12 protein-coding genes are annotated in these 16,484 nt (G+C 73.7%); 9 read left to right on the top strand and 3 right to left on the bottom strand.

Going from position 1 to position 16,484, the window contains the following annotated elements; genetic code table 11:
* Positions 1–24: 24 nt before the first annotated feature.
* Positions 25–1,377, bottom strand: coding sequence for an aminoglycoside phosphotransferase family protein (locus OG455_RS16765; RefSeq protein ID WP_266294468.1), 1,353 nt, complete (start codon positions 1,375–1,377; stop codon positions 25–27).
* Between the two features lie 61 nt (positions 1,378–1,438).
* On the opposite strand from OG455_RS16765, the gene OG455_RS16760 reads away from it, so the two are divergent.
* From OG455_RS16760 to OG455_RS16720, 9 genes are all read left to right on the top strand, one after another.
* Positions 1,439–2,386 (top strand): ATP-binding cassette domain-containing protein, encoded by a 948-nt coding sequence (locus OG455_RS16760; protein ID WP_266294466.1) that lies wholly within the window; start codon positions 1,439–1,441, stop codon positions 2,384–2,386.
* Positions 2,383–3,054, top strand: coding sequence for an ABC transporter (locus OG455_RS16755; RefSeq protein WP_266294464.1), 672 nt, complete (start codon positions 2,383–2,385; stop codon positions 3,052–3,054). Before OG455_RS16760 ends, OG455_RS16755 begins: the two co-directional genes overlap by 4 nt.
* Positions 3,055–3,291: 237 nt before the next feature.
* Entirely contained in the window at positions 3,292–4,881 is a 1,590-nt protein-coding gene (locus OG455_RS16750) for an MDR family MFS transporter (protein WP_266294462.1), read from the top strand.
* 118 nt (positions 4,882–4,999) lie between these two features.
* Positions 5,000–5,548 (top strand): MarR family winged helix-turn-helix transcriptional regulator, encoded by a 549-nt coding sequence (locus tag OG455_RS16745; protein ID WP_266294460.1) that lies wholly within the window; start codon positions 5,000–5,002, stop codon positions 5,546–5,548.
* Between the two features lie 184 nt (positions 5,549–5,732).
* Positions 5,733–6,236, top strand: a complete 504-nt coding sequence (locus OG455_RS16740) for a DUF1269 domain-containing protein (protein ID WP_266294458.1) — start codon at positions 5,733–5,735, stop codon at positions 6,234–6,236.
* A 168-nt stretch (positions 6,237–6,404) separates the two neighbouring features.
* Positions 6,405–7,754, top strand: coding sequence for an FtsW/RodA/SpoVE family cell cycle protein (locus tag OG455_RS16735; RefSeq protein WP_266294456.1), 1,350 nt, complete (start codon positions 6,405–6,407; stop codon positions 7,752–7,754).
* Between the two features lie 44 nt (positions 7,755–7,798).
* Complete coding sequence (locus OG455_RS16730) at positions 7,799–9,268, top strand: penicillin-binding transpeptidase domain-containing protein (RefSeq protein WP_266300834.1); 1,470 nt, start codon at positions 7,799–7,801, stop codon at positions 9,266–9,268.
* Positions 9,269–9,390: 122 nt separating this feature from the next.
* On the top strand, positions 9,391–10,836 hold the full coding sequence (locus tag OG455_RS16725) for a glycosyltransferase 87 family protein (RefSeq protein ID WP_266294454.1): 1,446 nt from the start codon (positions 9,391–9,393) through the stop codon (positions 10,834–10,836).
* Between the two features lie 64 nt (positions 10,837–10,900).
* The gene (locus OG455_RS16720) at positions 10,901–12,517 is read left to right on the top strand and encodes a N,N-dimethylformamidase beta subunit family domain-containing protein (protein ID WP_266294452.1); all 1,617 of its coding nucleotides are present in this window, start codon (positions 10,901–10,903) and stop codon (positions 12,515–12,517) included.
* 88 nt (positions 12,518–12,605) lie between these two features.
* On the opposite strand, the gene OG455_RS16715 is transcribed toward OG455_RS16720, so the two are convergent.
* Both OG455_RS16715 and OG455_RS16710 read right to left on the bottom strand, forming a co-directional pair.
* Positions 12,606–14,375 (bottom strand): penicillin-binding transpeptidase domain-containing protein, encoded by a 1,770-nt coding sequence (locus OG455_RS16715; protein ID WP_266294450.1) that lies wholly within the window; start codon positions 14,373–14,375, stop codon positions 12,606–12,608.
* Between the two features lie 147 nt (positions 14,376–14,522).
* Complete coding sequence (locus tag OG455_RS16710; protein ID WP_266300833.1) at positions 14,523–16,247, bottom strand: dolichyl-phosphate-mannose--protein mannosyltransferase; 1,725 nt, start codon at positions 16,245–16,247, stop codon at positions 14,523–14,525.
* Between the last annotated feature and the right edge of the window lie 237 nt (positions 16,248–16,484).

The raw sequence follows: 16,484 nt of genomic DNA, 5'->3' as shown, positions 1-16,484 counted from the left end.
GCCGGGCCCGCGCCGGCTGCGCCGTCAGTGGTGGGTGGCGGTGGCGGTGGCGGTGGTGACGGCGGCGGTGGCGACGGACGGGGCCTCCACCACCGCCGGCTCCTGGAAGGCGCCCAGCCCCTCGAAGGCCGCCAGCGCCGCGCGCAGCTCGGCGGCCGGGTCGCCCGCGTGGTAGCGCTCCTCGCTCGGCTCGATGCCGTCGAGGAACTCCTGGTAGCGCACCGCGTAGGCGAGGTGGGACAGCGGCTCGGCCAGTCGCAGCGCGGTGGCCGGGTCGCTGCCGGGGGCCGCTGCCCGCCAGGCCGCGCTCCAGGCCTCGGCCGCCTGGGTCCAGCGCTCGGCGGAGGTGAAGTCCTTGGGGCGCAGCCCGTCGACGGCCGGGTGGCCGTAGCAGCCGTCGGCGAAGTCCACCAGCACCACCGGCGCACCGGTCGTGCCGGTGGAGCGCCAGTTGCCGGGGTGGAAGTCCCCGTGCAGGACCGTCAGCGGCAGCCCGCAGGCGCCCAGTCGCTCGATCAGCAAAGGGAGTTGATCGGCCATCAGCTTGGCACGCGCCGCCTCGTCCGCCGTCAGCTCGGCTCCGGCCGGGCCGTTCAGCAGCGCGGAGAGGGCTGGCGGCAGCAGGTGCGGCGAGCGGTCCGGCAGGTTCGGCGGGGGCCCGTCGGGGAACCGTGCGGCCAGTGCCGCCTGGACCCGGACCAGGCGCGGCACGGCGGCCTCGACCACTGCCGCCGACGGTCCCCAGCAATCCTCGCCGGGCACGTGGTCGAGCAGCAGCAGGCGCCGTGCCGGGTCGGCGGCCAGCACCGGGGGCACGAACGACGGGTCCACCGAGGCGACCAGACCGATCATGTCCGCCTCGTCGGCCGCGAAGTCGCGCCCGGTCTTCAGCCAGACCGGGCCGGTGGCGGTGGGCAGCCGGAACAGGCCGGCCAGGTTCCAGGTCTTCACCTGCTCGACCGGCCCGATGGCCGGCCGCCCCAGCTCGGTCAGCCGCTGCCCGGCCCAGGCCAGCGCCGCCCGGCTGCCGTCGGCGGTCGCGTACGGGGCCCGGCGCGGATGCGGGGCCGGCGGCGCGAGCTCCTCGGGCGCGGCCGGCCGCAGGGCCCCGGCCGCCGAGGCCGCCGCCAGCACCGCCGCCGCCGGCTCGCGCAGCGCCTCGGCGTGGTAGTCGACCCGCCCGCCGAGCCCGCCCGAGCCGCCCTCGACGTCCAGCAGCCGCAGCACCACGACCGGCACCTGGAGCACGGTCGTCAGGTGCGCGGCGACCGGCGCCACATCGTGCCAGCGCGGCCGGTCCGTGACGAACGGGCCGACCACCCCCAACTGCCGTTCTCCACAGGAGACCAGGACGCTGACCGTACGATCGGAAGGCATGTTCACTGGCGAAGTCTGCGGTCCGTCGTCCCGCGGCGCGACCGAATTTCGGGGAGGCCGGATGGAGCTGCTGCGGTTGACCGCGGTCGGCAAGAGGTACGGGCGCTCGGGGCCCTGGGTGCTGGGCGAGGTGGAGCTGACGCTCGGGCCGGGAGAGCTGGTGCGGATCGAGGGGGCCAACGGCAGCGGCAAGTCGACGCTGCTCAAGTTGGTCGCCGGGATCGAGCCGCCGAGCCGGGGCACGGTGCGCACCGCCGGGCGCAAGGCGTACGTCCCCGAGCGCTTCCCGCCCGCGCTGCCCTTCGACCCGGCCGGCTACCTGCGCCACCTCGGACGGATCCACGGGCTGAGCGCTGCCTCGGCGGCCGGGCGCGCGGAGTACTGGCTGGACCGCTTCGGCATCGCGGACCGGGCGGGCACCCCGCTCAGCCGACTCTCCAAGGGGACCTGCCAGAAGGTCGCGGTGGCCCAGGCACTGCTCGCCGAGGCCGAGGTGCTGCTGCTGGACGAGGCCTGGACCGGGCTGGACCATGCCGCTCGGGCCACTCTGGACGAGGTGGCGGTGGAGCGGGCCGCGGCGGGCGGGGCGGTGCTCTTCGTGGACCACGGCCCGCCCGCGGCCGGCGGCGGCCACCGCCACCGGCTGGCGGGCCGGACCACCCGGACCTTCCGGATCGGGGCCGGCGCCCTGACCGAGGTCGAGGGGCTGCCTGCCGAGGCCGGGGGGCTACTTGCCGGGGCCGGGCAGCCGTCCGCCGGGATCGAGCGGCCGTCCGTCGGCGACCAGCGGCAGGCGGCCGGAGGCCCGCGGCCGCTGATGGGCATCCGGGTCGCGGCGGGCGAACTGCCGGACCTGCTGCCGGGCGCCCCCGAGCGCGAGGAGGGGGCGGACGGCACGGTGCTGCTGCGCGTCGGCGCCGAGCGGTCGGACGACCTGCTGCGGCTGCTGCTGAACGGCCCCGCCCCGGTGCACGTGCTGGCCGTCGGCACGCTGGAGGAGGCCCGGTGAGCGCGCTGATCCGCTATCAGCTCGCGCTGCTGCTGCGCTCGCAGCGCTGGCTGCCGCCGTTCCTGGCCTACCTGCTCGTGCTGGGCACGGGGGTGGCGGGCGATCAGCCGATGATGGACTGCCTCGGCTACGCGGCCGCCGTGTTGGTGCCGGTCACGGCTTGGTACGCGCGCTGCACGCTGACCGCCGACCCGCCGCAGGCGCGGGCCTGCCTGGTGGCCGCCGCCGGAGCGGCCCGGGTGCAGCTGGCCTCGCTGGCGGCCGCGCTGGTCGCCGGTCTGGTGCTGGCGGTGCTGGAGGTGGTCGCGATCTGGCTGGTCTGCGGGCGCACCACGATCCTCGCGGGCCACGAGGTGCCGTGGGCGCAGGCCGCGCTGGCCGGGTTGCTCGCCGCGGTCTGCGGGGTGCTGGTGGGTGTGGCGGCGGGTGCGCTGAGCCACCGGCCGGTGTTGCTGCGAGGGTCCTACGGGATCCTGGCCGCGCTCGGGCTGTCGGTGCTGGCGCTGGTGGTGCCGCACTCGCCGGCCAACGCGGCGGTGCGGGCGCTGGTCCTGGGCTCGCAGCTGGCCCGGGTCCGCTATCCGCTGGCCGCGCTGGCCGTGGCGGCGCTGCTGGCCCTGCTCGCCGCGGCCGGCACCGCGGCGCTGGCCCGCCGCCGCACCGAGTAGCCCCGCCGCGTAGCCCGCCGCCTCCGCGGGCACCGAGGGAAGGGTCGCCGAACATCGTTCGGCGACCCTTTCGCGTGCCCGGCGCCGGTGAGCGGCCTGTCCTGACCGCCCGCAATCGCCTCGGTTGTCGATGGTCGAGAACAGGATCATACGGGGATTGACAGTCCGGATCCAGATCACTAGCTTCGCTAATCATCGAGATTTCGACTATCTGAGATTCGACTACTGGGGGTTCCGATGTCCATCACACCGACCGTTGCCGAGGCGGGCGCCACCGCGCCGCCCGCCGCCAAGTCCGCGGGGCGCTGGTGGACGCTCGGCATCGTCTCGATCGCCACCTTCATGCTGATGCTCGACCTGACCGTGGTGAACGTGGCGCTGCCGGACCTGCGCACCGCGCTGCACGCCGACTTCGCCGACCTGCAGTGGGTGCTCGACGCCTACGCCCTGACGCTGGCCGCCTTCCTGCTCACCGGCGGCTCGCTGGCCGACCGGCTGGGCCGCAAGCGCGTCTACGGGATCGGCTTCGTGATCTTCACCGCGGCCTCGCTGGCCTGCGGCGCGGCCCCGGGCATCCTGTCGCTCAACCTGGCCCGCGGCGTCCAGGGAGTCGGGGCCGCGGTGCTCTTCGCGGTCGGCCCGGCGCTGATCGGTCAGGAGTTCCGCGGCAAGGACCGGGCGCTCGCGTTCGGCGTCTTCGGCGGGGTCTCCGGCCTGGCGATCGCCTTCGGCCCGCTGATCGGCGGCGCGCTCACCGACGGGATCGGCTGGCGCTGGATCTTCCTGGTGAACGTCCCGATCGGCCTGGTCGCGATGGTGCTCGGCACGCTGCGGATCAGCGAGTCGCGGGATCCGGCCGCGCACCGGGTGGACTGGGGCGGCCTGCTGGTCTTCTCGGCAGCGCTCGGCCTGCTGGTGCTGGGCTTCCTGCGCGGCGAGGCGCTGGGCTGGACCAGTGCGGCGGTGCTGGCCATGTTCGCGGGCGCGGTGCTGCTGCTGGTCCTCTTCACGCTGATCGAGCGCCGGCTCGGCGCTGCGGCCATGCTCGACCTGGGGCTGTTCCGCAACCGCACCTTCAACGGGATCTCGGTGGCCACCCTGCTCGGCAACGCGGCCGGCATGTCGGCGATCTTCCTGGAGGTCTCCTACATGCAGAACGTGCTGGGCTACTCGCCGCTCGCCACCGGGCTGCGCTTCCTGCCGCTGACCCTGATGCTCTTCGTCGCGGCTGCCGTGACCGGCGGTCTGACCGCCACGGTCTCGCCGCGGTTGCTGGTGGGCACCGCGATCACCCTGATGTCGGCCGGACTCTTCCTGGTCACCCTGGTCGAACCGGGCAGCGGCTGGACCGCGCTGCTGCCGGCCATGCTGCTCACCGGCCTGGGGATGGGCATGTTCAACCCGCCCAGGTCCGCGCTGGCGATCGGGGTGGCCGAGCCGGCCAAGGCGGGGATGGCGGCCGGGATCGGCGAGACCTTCCAGCAGGTCGGGATCGCGATCGGGATCGCCGGTTTCGGAGCACTCTTCCAGCACCGGGTGACCGACGCCTTCGCGCACTCCGCCGCCGGTGCCGCGCTCGGGCCCGGGGCCGTGGCGGGCGGGCAGGCGGTGGCCGCCGGGGCGGGCAGGGAGCTGGCCGGCTCGGTGCCGCCGCCGCTGCGGACCGCGGTCGAGGCCGCGGCGCGGGAGGCATTCGTGCACGGGCTCACCGAGGTACTGGTGGGCTGCGGGGCGGTGGCGGCGGCCGGGGCGCTGGCCGGGTTCCTCTTCATACGGACCCGCGACCTGCACGAGAGCGCGCTCGCCGGTGCCGAACTGGGCCACTGAGCGGGCCCGCACGGGTGGCCCGGTGGATCCTCGGCATCATTGAGGGTCCACCCGGCCGATGATAGATTCCTGAAAAGTTGAAGAGTCCAAAGACTCCCGATGGATTGGGAGATCCCCGATGGCCCGCACCACCACCGCGAGCGCTGCCGCGAACACCCCCGCTGCTGTCAACGCCCCCGCCGCCGATTCCTCCGACGCGGCCACCGGCGCCACCACCCTGCGCCGTGACTTCCCGCTCGCCGACCACACCGGGGTCCTGCTGCACAAGGCCGGGCTGCTGATCGCCGAGGAGGCCGACCAGGCGCTCCAGGCGGCCGGCTACCGTCTCCGCGACTTCCTGGTGCTGGCCGCGCTGGCCGGTGGGGCCGAACTCTCCCAGCAGGACCTCAGTCAGGTGATCAACCTCGACCCCACCACCGTGGTCGCGCTGATCGACGAGCTGGAGCGGGCCGGTCTGGTGGATCGGCGGCGCAACCCCGCCGACCGGCGCCGCTACATCCTGGGCCTGACCGAGGCCGGCCGGCAGAACCTGACCGATGCCCAGCAGATCGCCGAGCGGGCCGAGGAGGCCTTCTTCGCCGGCCTGCCGGAGGGCGGCCGCGAGCTGCTGCACGCGATGCTCTCCGGCCTGCTCGCCGACCGCTGGCCGAACTCCGTCTGCACCTGACGGCCGGCGCGGGCTGTCCGACGCGGCACGGGCACGTTGCGGGCACGACGGAGTACGGGCACGCGCGGGCACGACGGAGCACGGCGCCGCCAAAACCGGACACACCGCTGCAGAAGCTCGATAAGTATGGCTAATCGTCCTACCGTGACGGCAGCATGCCCGTCGAGTCGGAAGGACCCCGCACGTGAGCAACCTGTTCGCCATCGCCTACCCGGACCTCGCCACGGCCCAGCAGGTCCGCAACGAGGCTCTCAGCCTGCAGAAGCAGCAGCTGATCGAGCTGGAGGACATCGTCGTGGTCGAGCGCCGCGACGACGGCAGGATCAAGCTCCACCAGGCCGGCAGCCCCACCGGGATGGCGGCCGCCTCCGGCGCGCTCTGGGGCGGGGTGATCGGCCTGCTCTTCTTCATGCCGCTGATCGGCGCTGCGGTCGGCGGCGCGACCGGTGCGGCGGTGGGCTCCACCGTCGACGTCGGGGTGGACGACAACTTCATGCGCCAGCTCGGCCAGCACCTGCAGCCGGGCAGCGCGGCCGTCTTCCTGCTGGTGCGCAAGGCCACCGCCGACAAGGTGGTCCCGGCGCTGGCCGGGTTCGGCGGCGAGATCATCCAGACCTCGCTCTCCACCGAGGCCGAGGAGCACCTGCGCGAGACGGTCAAGGCCGCCCAGGCCGCCCCGGTCGCCTGATCCGGTCGCCTGACCTGGCCGTCTGACCTGGCCGCCTGACCCGGTCCGGTCCCGCCACGGCCGCGGCGCGAGGCCCCCCGCCCAGCGCCGCGGCCGGGTGAACACGAGGACACGAGGAGCAGTCTCCGGTGATAGCCCTGCGCGCCCGAGGGGAGCCGCGGTCCGCCCATGGCCACACCCGCCGCCGTCGCCGCCCGCGGTGAGCCCGCCTACCGGCCCAGGACCGGTCGCAACATCGAACTCGCCCTGCTGCTCTGCGCGGTGGCGATCGCGGTGTTCGGCTACGTCGAGGTCGGCATCAACATCGACGACAGGGTCCCGCCGGACGCGGCCGAGTACGGCGCGGCGCTCGGCGGCCTCGCGCTCGTGGCGCACGGCGTGATCCGCTGGCGGGCCAGGTACGCCGACCCGCTGCTGCTGCCGATCGCGGTGCTGCTCAACGGCATCGGACTGGTCGTCATCTACCGGCTGGACCGGGCCACTCCGGGCAGCCACGCGGCGCCGACCCAACTGCTCTGGTCCGCCCTCGGGGTGGGGCTCTGCGTGGCCGTGATCGTGCTGCTGCGCGACCACCGGGTGCTGCGGCGCTACGCCTACAGCGGGGCCCTGGTGGCGCTGGTGCTGCTGGTGGCGCCGATCTTCTTCCCCGCGGTGTACGGCTCGCGGATCTGGATCACCGTCGGCCCGTTCTCCATCCAGCCGGGCGAGTTCGCCAAGATCCTGCTGGTGATCTTCTTCGCCGCCTACCTGGCCGCGCACCGCGACGCGCTCGCGCTGACCGGGCGCCGGATCTGGCGCTTCACGCTGCCGCCGGGCCGGGTGCTCGGCCCGGTGCTGCTGGTCTGGGCGGCGTTCATCGGGGTGCTGGTGCTGGAGACCGACCTCGGGATGTCGCTGCTGTACTTCGGGATCTTCGTGGTGATGCTCTACGTGGCCACCGCCAGGACCAGCTGGATCGTGATCGGCCTGGTGCTGGCCGCCGCCGGCGTGGTGCTGGTCGGCTGGCTGTCGCCGCACGTGCACGCCCGGGTCGACCAGTGGCTGCACCCGCTGGCCTCGGTCGAGGCGGGCCAGGGCGCCAACCAGATCGCGCAGTCGCTCTTCGCCTTCGCCTGGGGCGGGGTGCTCGGCACCGGCCTGGGCCTGGGCCACTCGATCCTGATCGGCTTCGCCGCCAAGTCCGACTTCATCCTGGCCACCATCGGCGAGGAGCTCGGACTGGTCGGCATGGTGGCGCTGCTGCTGCTCTACCTGCTGCTGGTCTCGCGCGGCTACCGGGCCGGGATCGCGCTGCGCGACCCGTTCGGGCGGCTGCTCGCGATCGGCCTGGCCACCATCGTGGGCCTGCAGGTCTTCGTGGTGGCGGGCGGCGTGCTCGACCTGATCCCGCTGACCGGGGCCACGCTGCCGTTCATCGCCCAGGGCGGCTCCTCGGTGGTGACCAACTGGATCATCGTGGCGCTGCTGGTGCGCCTGAGCGACCTGGCCCGCAGGCCGCTGCCGGAGGGGGAGGCGTGATGACCCGCAGGTCCAAGGGGAACGGCCCGCCGGGGCTGCCCGGGATGTCCACCACCGGGCGCCGGGCCGGCCTGTTCTGCCTGGTGCTGATCCTGCTGCTGGCCGCCCAGGCGACCCGCATCCAGGTCTTCCAGGCCAAGGGCTACGACAACAACCCGGCCAACCAGCGCAAGACGATCCAGCGCTACGCCCAGCCGCGCGGCGACATCCTGGTCGGCGGCGACCCGGTGACCGGCTCGGCCGCCACCGGGGGCCGGTACGCCTACAAGCGGACCTACCCGGACGGCCCGCTCTACGCCGCCGTCACCGGCTTCTCCTCGCAGACGTACGGCAACACCCAGCTGGAGGGGGTCGAGGACGGCATCCTCTCCGGCACCGACAACCGGCTGGCGGGCTGGGCCCTCTGGGACGAGATCAGCCGCAAGCAGCACCCCGGCGGCGATGTCCACACCACCATCGACAAGGCCGCCCAGCAGGCCGCGGTGCAGGGGCTCGGCAACCAGAAGGGCGCGGTGGCGGCGATCGAGCCGAGCACCGGGCGGATCCTGGCGCTGGCCAGCACCCCGTCCTACGACCCGGGCAGCTTCGCCGGCACGAGCACCGCGGACCAGCACGCCTGGACCGAGCTGCAGGCCGACTCCGACCAGCCGATGCTCAACCGGGCGCTGCGCCAGACCTACCCGCCCGGCTCGACCTTCAAGGTGGTCACCGCCGCGGCCGCGCTGGCCGGCGGCACGGTCACCGACATCAACGCGCCGACCGGCGCGCCGTACCCGTACGTGCTGCCCGGCACCACCACGCCACTGGTCAACGACACCAGCGCGTGCAACCAGCCGAACCTGGACCTGGACACCGCGATGACGCTCTCCTGCAACAACGTGCTGGGCTACCTGGGCGTGCAGACCGGCCTGGACAAGATGGTGGCGATGGCGCAGGACTTCGGCTTCAACGACCCGAAGCTGGACATCCCGGTACGTGCGGCGCGCAGCAACTTCGACACCCGGATGGACCAGTCGCAGCTCGCGCTCTCCTCGATCGGCCAGTTCGACACCGCCGCCACCCCGCTGGTGATGGCGATGGTCGCGGCGGGCGTGGCCGACAACGGCACGGTGATGTATCCCCAGCTTGTGGACAAGCTGACGAAGTCCGACGGCAGCACGGTCCAGCTGATGCGGCCCAAGGTCTACCAGCAGGCGATGAGCCCCTCGGTGGCCGGCCAGGTGCAGCAGCTGATGACCGACGTGGTGCAGAACGGCACCGGCACCAGCGCGCAGCTGCCCGGCGCCGTGGTCGGCGGCAAGACCGGCACCGCCCAGCACGGGGTGGACAACAGCGGCACGCCGTACGCCTGGTTCATCTCCTGGGCCAAGCCGGCCGGCTCCGCGGCGGTGCCGCCGGTGGCGGTCGCGGTGGTGATCGCGGACAGCGACGCCACCGATGTGACCGGCGGCAGGCTGGCCGCGCCGATCGCCCGGTCGGTCATGCAGGCGGTGCTGGCGGGGAAGAGCCAGTGACCCGGGCCCCGCACGGCATCCGCGCCCGTGGCACGCCGGTGTACCTCTAACCGATCGACGGCATTCTGAATAGCCCCTGCAGTCTGACGACACAGGGCCCCGAGCCGAAATAATCTTCCTCCATGGTGACCACCCGTTCGTCCGCCACGGCTCGCGGCCGAGGCCGGTTCGGTTCTCGGCGCGCCGCACCGGCGCACCCCGGCCGGCCCGCGGGGCATCCCGGCGACCGCCCGGGCGGTCGCCGCCCCGAGCCCGCGGCCCCCGCCGGGCTGCTGCCGGGGCTGCCGCGGCAGCGGCCCAACGATCCGCCCGCGCCGGCGGTCGGCGGCGGGCCGGGCCAGAAGCTGGCCGCGCTGGGGATGCGGCTGGGCGGCCGGCGCGAGGTCCACCTGCTCGGCTGCCTGATCGCGGCGGGCTGGGCCGGCGCCTTCCCGCTGGTCTCCGACCTCGGCAACCAGCGGCTCTGGGGCGAGGTCGCGGCCCCCGCCTACCTGCTGGCCGGGCTGGTGCTGCTCACCCTGCCGCGTCGCTACGCGGGCAGGGTGGCGGCCGTCGTCGCGCTGATCGGCGCGGTGCTGCTGCCGCTCGGGGTGCTGGCCGTGCACGGCCAGCACCAGTCCGAGGTGATGGTGGTGGAGCGCTCCGCCCAACTGCTGCTGCACACCGGCACGCCGTACCTGCCGCATCCGGTGCGGGTCACCGACTTCAACCCGTACCTGCCGGCGATGGCGCTGTTCGGGCTGCCGCGCGCGGTGCTCGGCTCGGGCAACGACGTCACCCGGGTGCTCGGTGACGCCCGGATCTGGTTCGCCCTCAGCTTCCTGGGCTGCCTGACCATCAGCTGGCGGCTGCTGAGCCCCGGCCGCCGGCACTCGCCGCTGCTGCCGCTCGCGGTGCTCACCGGCTCGCCGCTGATCGCGCTGATGCTGGCCGTCGGCGGGGTGGACCTGCCGCTGATCGGCGTCTGCTGCCTGGCGATGGCACTGGCCGCCCGGGGCCGCACGATCAACGCGGGGCTGGTGCTGGCACTGGCCTGCACCCTGAAATGGACCGCCTGGCCCGCGCTTCCGGTGGCGGCGCTGCTGATCTGGCGGCTCTACGGGCGGCGTCCGGCCGCCCGCGCGACCCTGACCGCCCTGCTGGCCGGCACCGCGGTGATCCTGCCGTTCGCGCTGAACCGGGCCCGCGACTTCCTGGACCAGGTGATCAAGTTCCCGCTCGGGCTGGCCGCCGTGCGCACCCCGGCCGGCAGCCCGCTGCCCGGCAAGGTGCTGGCCGACCTCGGACCGGTGGGGCACACCGTCTCGATCGTGCTGATGGTGCTGGCCGGGCTCGCGGTCGCGGGGTGGCTGCTGCTGCGCCCGCCGACCTCGGCGGTGGCCGCCGCCGACCTGCTGGCCGCCGGGCTCACGGTGGCCTTCATGCTGGCGCCGGCCGGCCGGTTCGGCTACCTCGCGCTGCCCGCCGTGCTGGCCATCTGGCCCCGGCTGGCCGCGCGCTCCTGGACCGGGCGCCCCGCCCGCGAGGTCCGTACGGTGGAGAGCGACGGCGTCGCGGTCCTGCGATAGTCGGACGCTGACGGTTCATGAGGGCGCAGGGTCGCCCTCGGCACAGATTCAGGAGGCAGGACCGATGTCCGAGCAGCGGACAGCTGAGGAACCGTCGGACGGGCGGCGCGCGGGGACGGGCCGACGGCGGTTCCTCGGTCTGGCCGGCGGCGCGGCGGCCGGGGTCGGCCTGACGGCCTGTGGCCCCGGCGGCTCGGGCGGCCGGCCGGCGGCGGTGGCGGTCGCCGCCGGCGCCTCACCGGGCGCCTCCTCCCCGGCCACCGGCAGCGCGGCGCCGCAGCGGGAGAACGACAAGCCGGGCAACCCCGACTGGCCGATCGGCAACGCCGGGCCGGACCGGGCGATCGAGGGCTGGGCCGACAGGGCGAGCGTGCTGCCCGGCGAGAGCTTCGGCCTGCACGTCTCCACCACCGCGCCGGGCTTCACCGTATCCGCCTACCGGATGGGCTGGTACGGCGGCGCCAGGGGGCGCCTGGTCTGGCGCTCCGACCAGCTGCCCGGCAGCCCGCGGTCGGCGGCCGCGCTCGACCCGCACACCCGGATGATCAGCACCGACTGGCCGACGAGCACCACCGTGGAGACCACCGGCTGGCCCGAGGGCAGCTACCTGCTGCGGCTGGACGCGGCGGGCGGCGCGGGCCAGCGCTACGTCCCCGTCACCGTCCGCTCGGCGAGCACCGCGGGCAAGCTGGTGGTGGTGAACGCGACCGCCACCTGGCAGGCGTACAACACCTGGGGCGGCTACAACCTCTACAACGGTGCGAACGGCGCCTACGCGACCCGCTCGCTGGTGGTCTCCTTCGACCGCCCGTACCACGAGTACTCCGGCGCCGGGCTCTTCATGGTCTACGAGACGCCGCTGATCGCGCTGGCCGAGCAGCTGGGCCTGCCGCTGGCGTACACCACCAGCGCCGACCTGGCCGGGGACCCGGGGCTGCTCAAGGGCGCGCTCGCGGTGCTCTCGCTCGGGCACGACGAGTACTGGTCGCCCGAGCAGCGCGCCCACGTGGTCGCGGCCAGGGACGCCGGGACCAACCTGGCGATCCTGGGCGCCAACTGCTGCTTCCGCCGGGTCCGCTACGAGCCCTCGCCGACCGGGCCGGACCGCCAGGTGGTCTGCTACAAGGACTCCTACAAGCAGGACCCGGGCTTCCAGAAGACCGGGCTGCCGACCAACGACTTCCGGGTGGACCCGCACGCCGACCCGGAGAGCTCGATGCTCGGGGTTATCTACGACGGTTACCCCGTGGACGCGCCCTACGTGGTGGGCGACCCGGGCCACTGGCTCTTCGCGGGCACTGGCGTGCGGCAGGGCGACAGCTTCCCGCACCTGGTGGGGGTGGAGTACGACCGGGTGAACACCGCCTTCGACACGCCCCGGCCGATCGAGGTCCTGGCCCACTCGCCGGTGGTCTGCGCGGGCCGCAAGAGCTTCAGCGACACCGCCTTCTACGCCGCGCCCAGCGGGGCCGGGGTGTTCGCCAGCGGCACCATGCGCTGGGTGGAGTCGCTGGACGCCAGCGGCGACGGCAGCTCGGGCGCCGACCACTCGCTGGACGCCAAGGCGGCGGCGATGACCAGGGGGGTCACCCAGAACCTGCTGCGGGCCTTCGCCGCCGGACCGGCCGGCGCGGCGCACCCGCCGCAGGACAACGTGGCGGCGGTCTACGGCGGCCACTGAGAACCACGGGCTCCGAGGACGCGAAGCGGCCCCGGTCGGCAGGTGCCGACCGGGGCCGCGTCACACCCCGCGTCCGCGGGGCAGGGGCTCAGCCAGCGTTGCCGATCTTGAGCACCTCGGCCACCGCCGGGGCAGCCGAGTCGGCGCCGAAGCCGCCGCTCAGCACCTCGGCGCAGACCGCCAGGTTGTCGCGGTAGCCGGTGAACCAGCTGTTGGTCGGCGCCTTGGGGTCGCTGGAGACCTCGGCGGTGCCGGTCTTGCCGCCGAACAGGGTGCCGCTGATGCCGCCCATCGCCGGGGTGGCGGTGCCCTTCGGGTTGGTGACCACCTGGTTCATCATCGACCGCAGGTTGTTCAGCACCGTCGGCGACAGCTGCCGGGCCGCCGGCGTCTGCGGCAGACCCGCCATCAGGATCGGCTGCTTGAAGGTGCCGCTCTCCACCGTCGCCGCGACCGAGGCCATGGCCAGCGGGTTCATCAGGTCCTTGCCCTGGCCCATGAACTCACCCGCCGTCTCGTCCTTGGACTGGCCGGGGCCGGGGATCGAGCCGTCGGCGGTCGGGAAGCCGATCTTCCAGCCCGGGCCGATGCCGAAGACGTCCGCGGCCTCCTTGGCCAGCGAGCCGGACTGCAGCGAGGCCAGGCCCTGCTTGATGAAGGCGGTGTTGCAGGAGACGGTGAAGTCCTGGATGAAGGTGTTGTTGGGCTCTTCGTCGGTGAAGTCGTTGTGGTACGTCGTGCCGGTGTTGATGGTGGACGGGCACGGCATCGTCGCGTTCGGGTCGACCCCGGCCTCCAGCAGCGCGGTGGCGGTGATCACCTTCATGGTGGAGCCCGGCGCGGTCTTGCCCTGGAGCGCGGTGTTGAAGCCGGTGGCCGGCGCGTTGGCGACGGCCAGGACGTTGCCGGTGCTGGGCTCGATGGCCACCATCCCCGCCTTGTGGGTGGGGTCCTTGGCGAGCTGCTCGTCGACCGCCTTCTGGGCCGCGGCCTCCAGGTTCGCGTCGATCGTCAGCTTGATCGGCTTGCCCGGCTTGGGGTCGGTGACGGTGAAGAGCGGCTCGGGCTTGTTCTTGCCCGCCGCGTCCACGATCGCCACGCCGGTGCCGGCGTCGGCCGGGTCCTGGGCGGGCGGGTTCTGCTGGAAGTTCAGCAGGATCTGGCTCAGCGAGGGGAAGTTCGCCAGCGACTGGCCGTTGCGGTCGGTGACCCGGGTCGGCGGGTTGAACACCGGCTGGGTGACGATCTGCTCGCCGGCGCCCAGGTGCGGGTTGATCACGGTGGGTGCCCAGTTGACCGCCGCGGTGCCGTCGCTCATCTTCACCATGCCCAGGTACCCGGTGTAGTCCCAGGTGTTGGTGGTGCCGGCGAACTCGACGTGCGACTTGAAGTTGAGCAGCACCTGGGAGGCCGGGGCCGCCGAGGCGGACGGCGAGGCGCTTGCCGAGGCGCTCCCCGAGGGGGCGGCCGAGGGCGAGGCCTTGGCCGCACCGCTGGGCTGCGCGGTGGCCGAGGCGAAGGCGGCGGCGGTGGCCGGCTGACCCGGGGTCAGGGTGACCGCGCTCGGCTTCACCTGCTGCTGGAAGGCGGTCAGCGCGGCCAGCGCGGCCTGCGGGTCGTCGGTCAGCTTGGCCGCCCCCTGCAGGTCGCCGCTGCTCCAGGCGGCCAGGAAGCTCTTGGCACCGCTCGCGGCCAGATCGGGCGCGGGTGACTCGGCGACCACGGTGCGCGGCTTGGGCGGCGCGGCGGTGGTGGACTTGCTGTCCGAGCCGAACAGCGAGTACGCCCCGTAGCCGCCGGCCCCGAGCATGGCGGCCGCGATGGCGCTGACGATGGCGGTCTTCGCGCCCTGGCGCATGGTGGTGCTCCCCCTTGGGATGACGGCAGAGACTTGCTGACCGGCCGTGACCGGCAGCCCAGCCTAAGCCGCCGTCCAGGGTGCTCCCGCGAAAGGGGGCCCCTCGTGACAGAGCTGGTACACACCGCCCGGCAGCCGCGCCGCCGGTCAGATCCAGCTGGTGAACCACATCCGGGAGCGCCAGTCGTCCATCGGAATCACCTGGCCGGTGTACAGCGGATAGAAGTAGAGGAAGTTCCAGACCACCGCGAGCACCAGCAGCCCGGCAGCCGCGCCGCCGGCCAGCCGGCGTTCGTGGCTCGCCGTCGCGGGCCCGATCATCGCGCCGACCAGCATGGTCACCGCCAGCACGATGAAGGGCACGAAGGCCACCGCGTAGAACAGGAAGATGGTCCGGTGCTGGTACTCGAACCAGGGCAGCAGCCCCGCGCCCAGGCCGCAGAGCACCGCCCCGGCCCGCCAGTCGCGGCGCAGCGCCCACCGGTACAGGCAGTACACCAGTGCCACCACGCCCGCCCACCAGAGCAGCGGGGTGCCGATCGCCAGCACCTCGGAGGCGCACTGGGTGGCCTTGCAGCCGCTCTGCCCCTGGTGCGGCGACTCGTAGTAGAAGGAGACCGGCCGGCCGAGCACCAGCCAGCTCCACGGGTTGGACTGGTACAGGTGGGGGGTGGAGAGGCCGATGTTGAAGTTGTACATCTGCGCGTGGTAGTGCCACAGCGCCCGCAGGCCCCCCGGCACCCAGGTCATGTCCACCTGGAAGGGCATCTTGACCTTGCCGAGCAGCGGCAGCGAGACGAACTCGGTGGAGAGCCCGTGCCGGCCCACCGCCCAGTCCCGCCCGTAGCCGCCCTTGCCAGGCACCGTGCTGCTGGCCAGCCAGCCGGACCAGGAGCTGACGTAGACGACCAGCGAGACCAGCACGATCGAGGCGAAGGCGGGCAGGCCGTCGCGGACCAGGGTGGTCCAGTACGGGCGGCGCGCCCCGGCGAGCTTGCGCGCGCCCAGGTCCCAGAAGACGGTCAGCAGGCCGAAGAAGGCCGCCACGTACATCCCGCTCCACTTGGTGGAGCAGGCCAGCCCCACGCAGACCCCGGCGGCCAGCCGGTAGGGGCGCAGGCCCAGCCGCATCGTGTGGGCGAGGGCGGTGTCGGGCAGCTCGGCCAGTCGCGCGGCGATCCTGCCCCGGGTGCGGTCGCGGTCCAGCAGCAGGAAGCCGAAGGCGGCCAGGATCCAGAACATGACGATCAGGTCGAGCAGCGAGGTGCGGCTCATCACGAAGTGCAGCCCGTCCACCGAGAGCAGCAGGCCGGCCACGCAGCCCAGCAGGGTGGAGCGGAAGAGCCGGCGCCCGATCCGGGCGATCATCAGGATCGACAGGGTGCCGAGCACCGCGACCATGAACCGCCAGCCGAAGGGGTGCATCCCGAAGAGCTGCTCGCCCATGCCGATGATCCACTTGCCGACCGGCGGGTGCACCACGAAGGCGGGGTCGACCTGGTAGGGGATCACCTGGTGCGGCTGGATGATCTGGGTGTTCGCGCTGTCCGGCCAGGAGGTCTCGTAGCCGCCCTGCCAGAGCGCGTAGGCGTCCTTGGCGTAGTACGTCTCGTCGAAGATGATCGCGCCCGGGCTGCCCAGGTTCCAGAACCGCAGCAGGCCGCCGAAGAGCGCCACCAGCAGCGGGCCGATCCAGCCGGACCAGCGGCAGAGCCAGTTCCACAGGCTCGCGGGCAGCTGGACGCCGGCCCGCAGCAGCAGCGCCGAGGGCGCGACCACCGCCGGGGTCACCCCGGGGCCGTCCGGCATCGGCGGGACCAGGCGGTCGGCGAGGGTGGTCCGCGGCGGCGCCTGGTAGCCCAGCGCGGCCAGCCGGGCGGGCCAGCCGCCGCTCGCCCGGGGCGCGGGTATCCGCTCGGGGTCGCCCCCGCGCACCTCGCCGCCCAGGTCGGTGTCGCCCGGGGTGCCCGCGGTGGTCTCGACCACCGCCGTATCTGCCGCCGTCTCGCCGTTCACCCGCACATCGTAGGGGCGGGGCCGGAAAGCAGAACCGCTCCCTCGGAAGCTGCCCGGTTCGTCACCAATCGCCCGGGGGCCGGCCGGGGCCTG

The organism is Kitasatospora sp. NBC_01287 (genome assembly GCF_026340565.1).
Lineage (GTDB): Bacteria > Actinomycetota > Actinomycetes > Streptomycetales > Streptomycetaceae > Kitasatospora.
This window is presented reverse-complemented; position numbering and strand designations above follow the sequence as displayed.

What these genes read in the sequence shown, in the direction of transcription:
- OG455_RS16735 (WP_266294456.1), top strand. Translation starts at nt 6,405, where the DNA reads ATGGCCACACCCGCCGCCGTCGCCGCCCGCGGTGAGCCCGCCTACCGG.
- OG455_RS16750 (WP_266294462.1), top strand. Translation starts at nt 3,292, where the DNA reads ATGTCCATCACACCGACCGTTGCCGAGGCGGGCGCCACCGCGCCGCCC.
- OG455_RS16745 (WP_266294460.1), top strand. Translation starts at nt 5,000, where the DNA reads ATGGCCCGCACCACCACCGCGAGCGCTGCCGCGAACACCCCCGCTGCT.
- OG455_RS16720 (WP_266294452.1), top strand. Translation starts at nt 10,901, where the DNA reads ATGTCCGAGCAGCGGACAGCTGAGGAACCGTCGGACGGGCGGCGCGCG.
- OG455_RS16760 (WP_266294466.1), top strand. Translation starts at nt 1,439, where the DNA reads ATGGAGCTGCTGCGGTTGACCGCGGTCGGCAAGAGGTACGGGCGCTCG.
- OG455_RS16730 (WP_266300834.1), top strand. Translation starts at nt 7,799, where the DNA reads ATGTCCACCACCGGGCGCCGGGCCGGCCTGTTCTGCCTGGTGCTGATC.
- OG455_RS16765 (WP_266294468.1), bottom strand. Translation starts at nt 1,377, where the DNA reads ATGCCTTCCGATCGTACGGTCAGCGTCCTGGTCTCCTGTGGAGAACGG.
- OG455_RS16715 (WP_266294450.1), bottom strand. Translation starts at nt 14,375, where the DNA reads ATGCGCCAGGGCGCGAAGACCGCCATCGTCAGCGCCATCGCGGCCGCC.
- OG455_RS16725 (WP_266294454.1), top strand. Translation starts at nt 9,391, where the DNA reads ATGGTGACCACCCGTTCGTCCGCCACGGCTCGCGGCCGAGGCCGGTTC.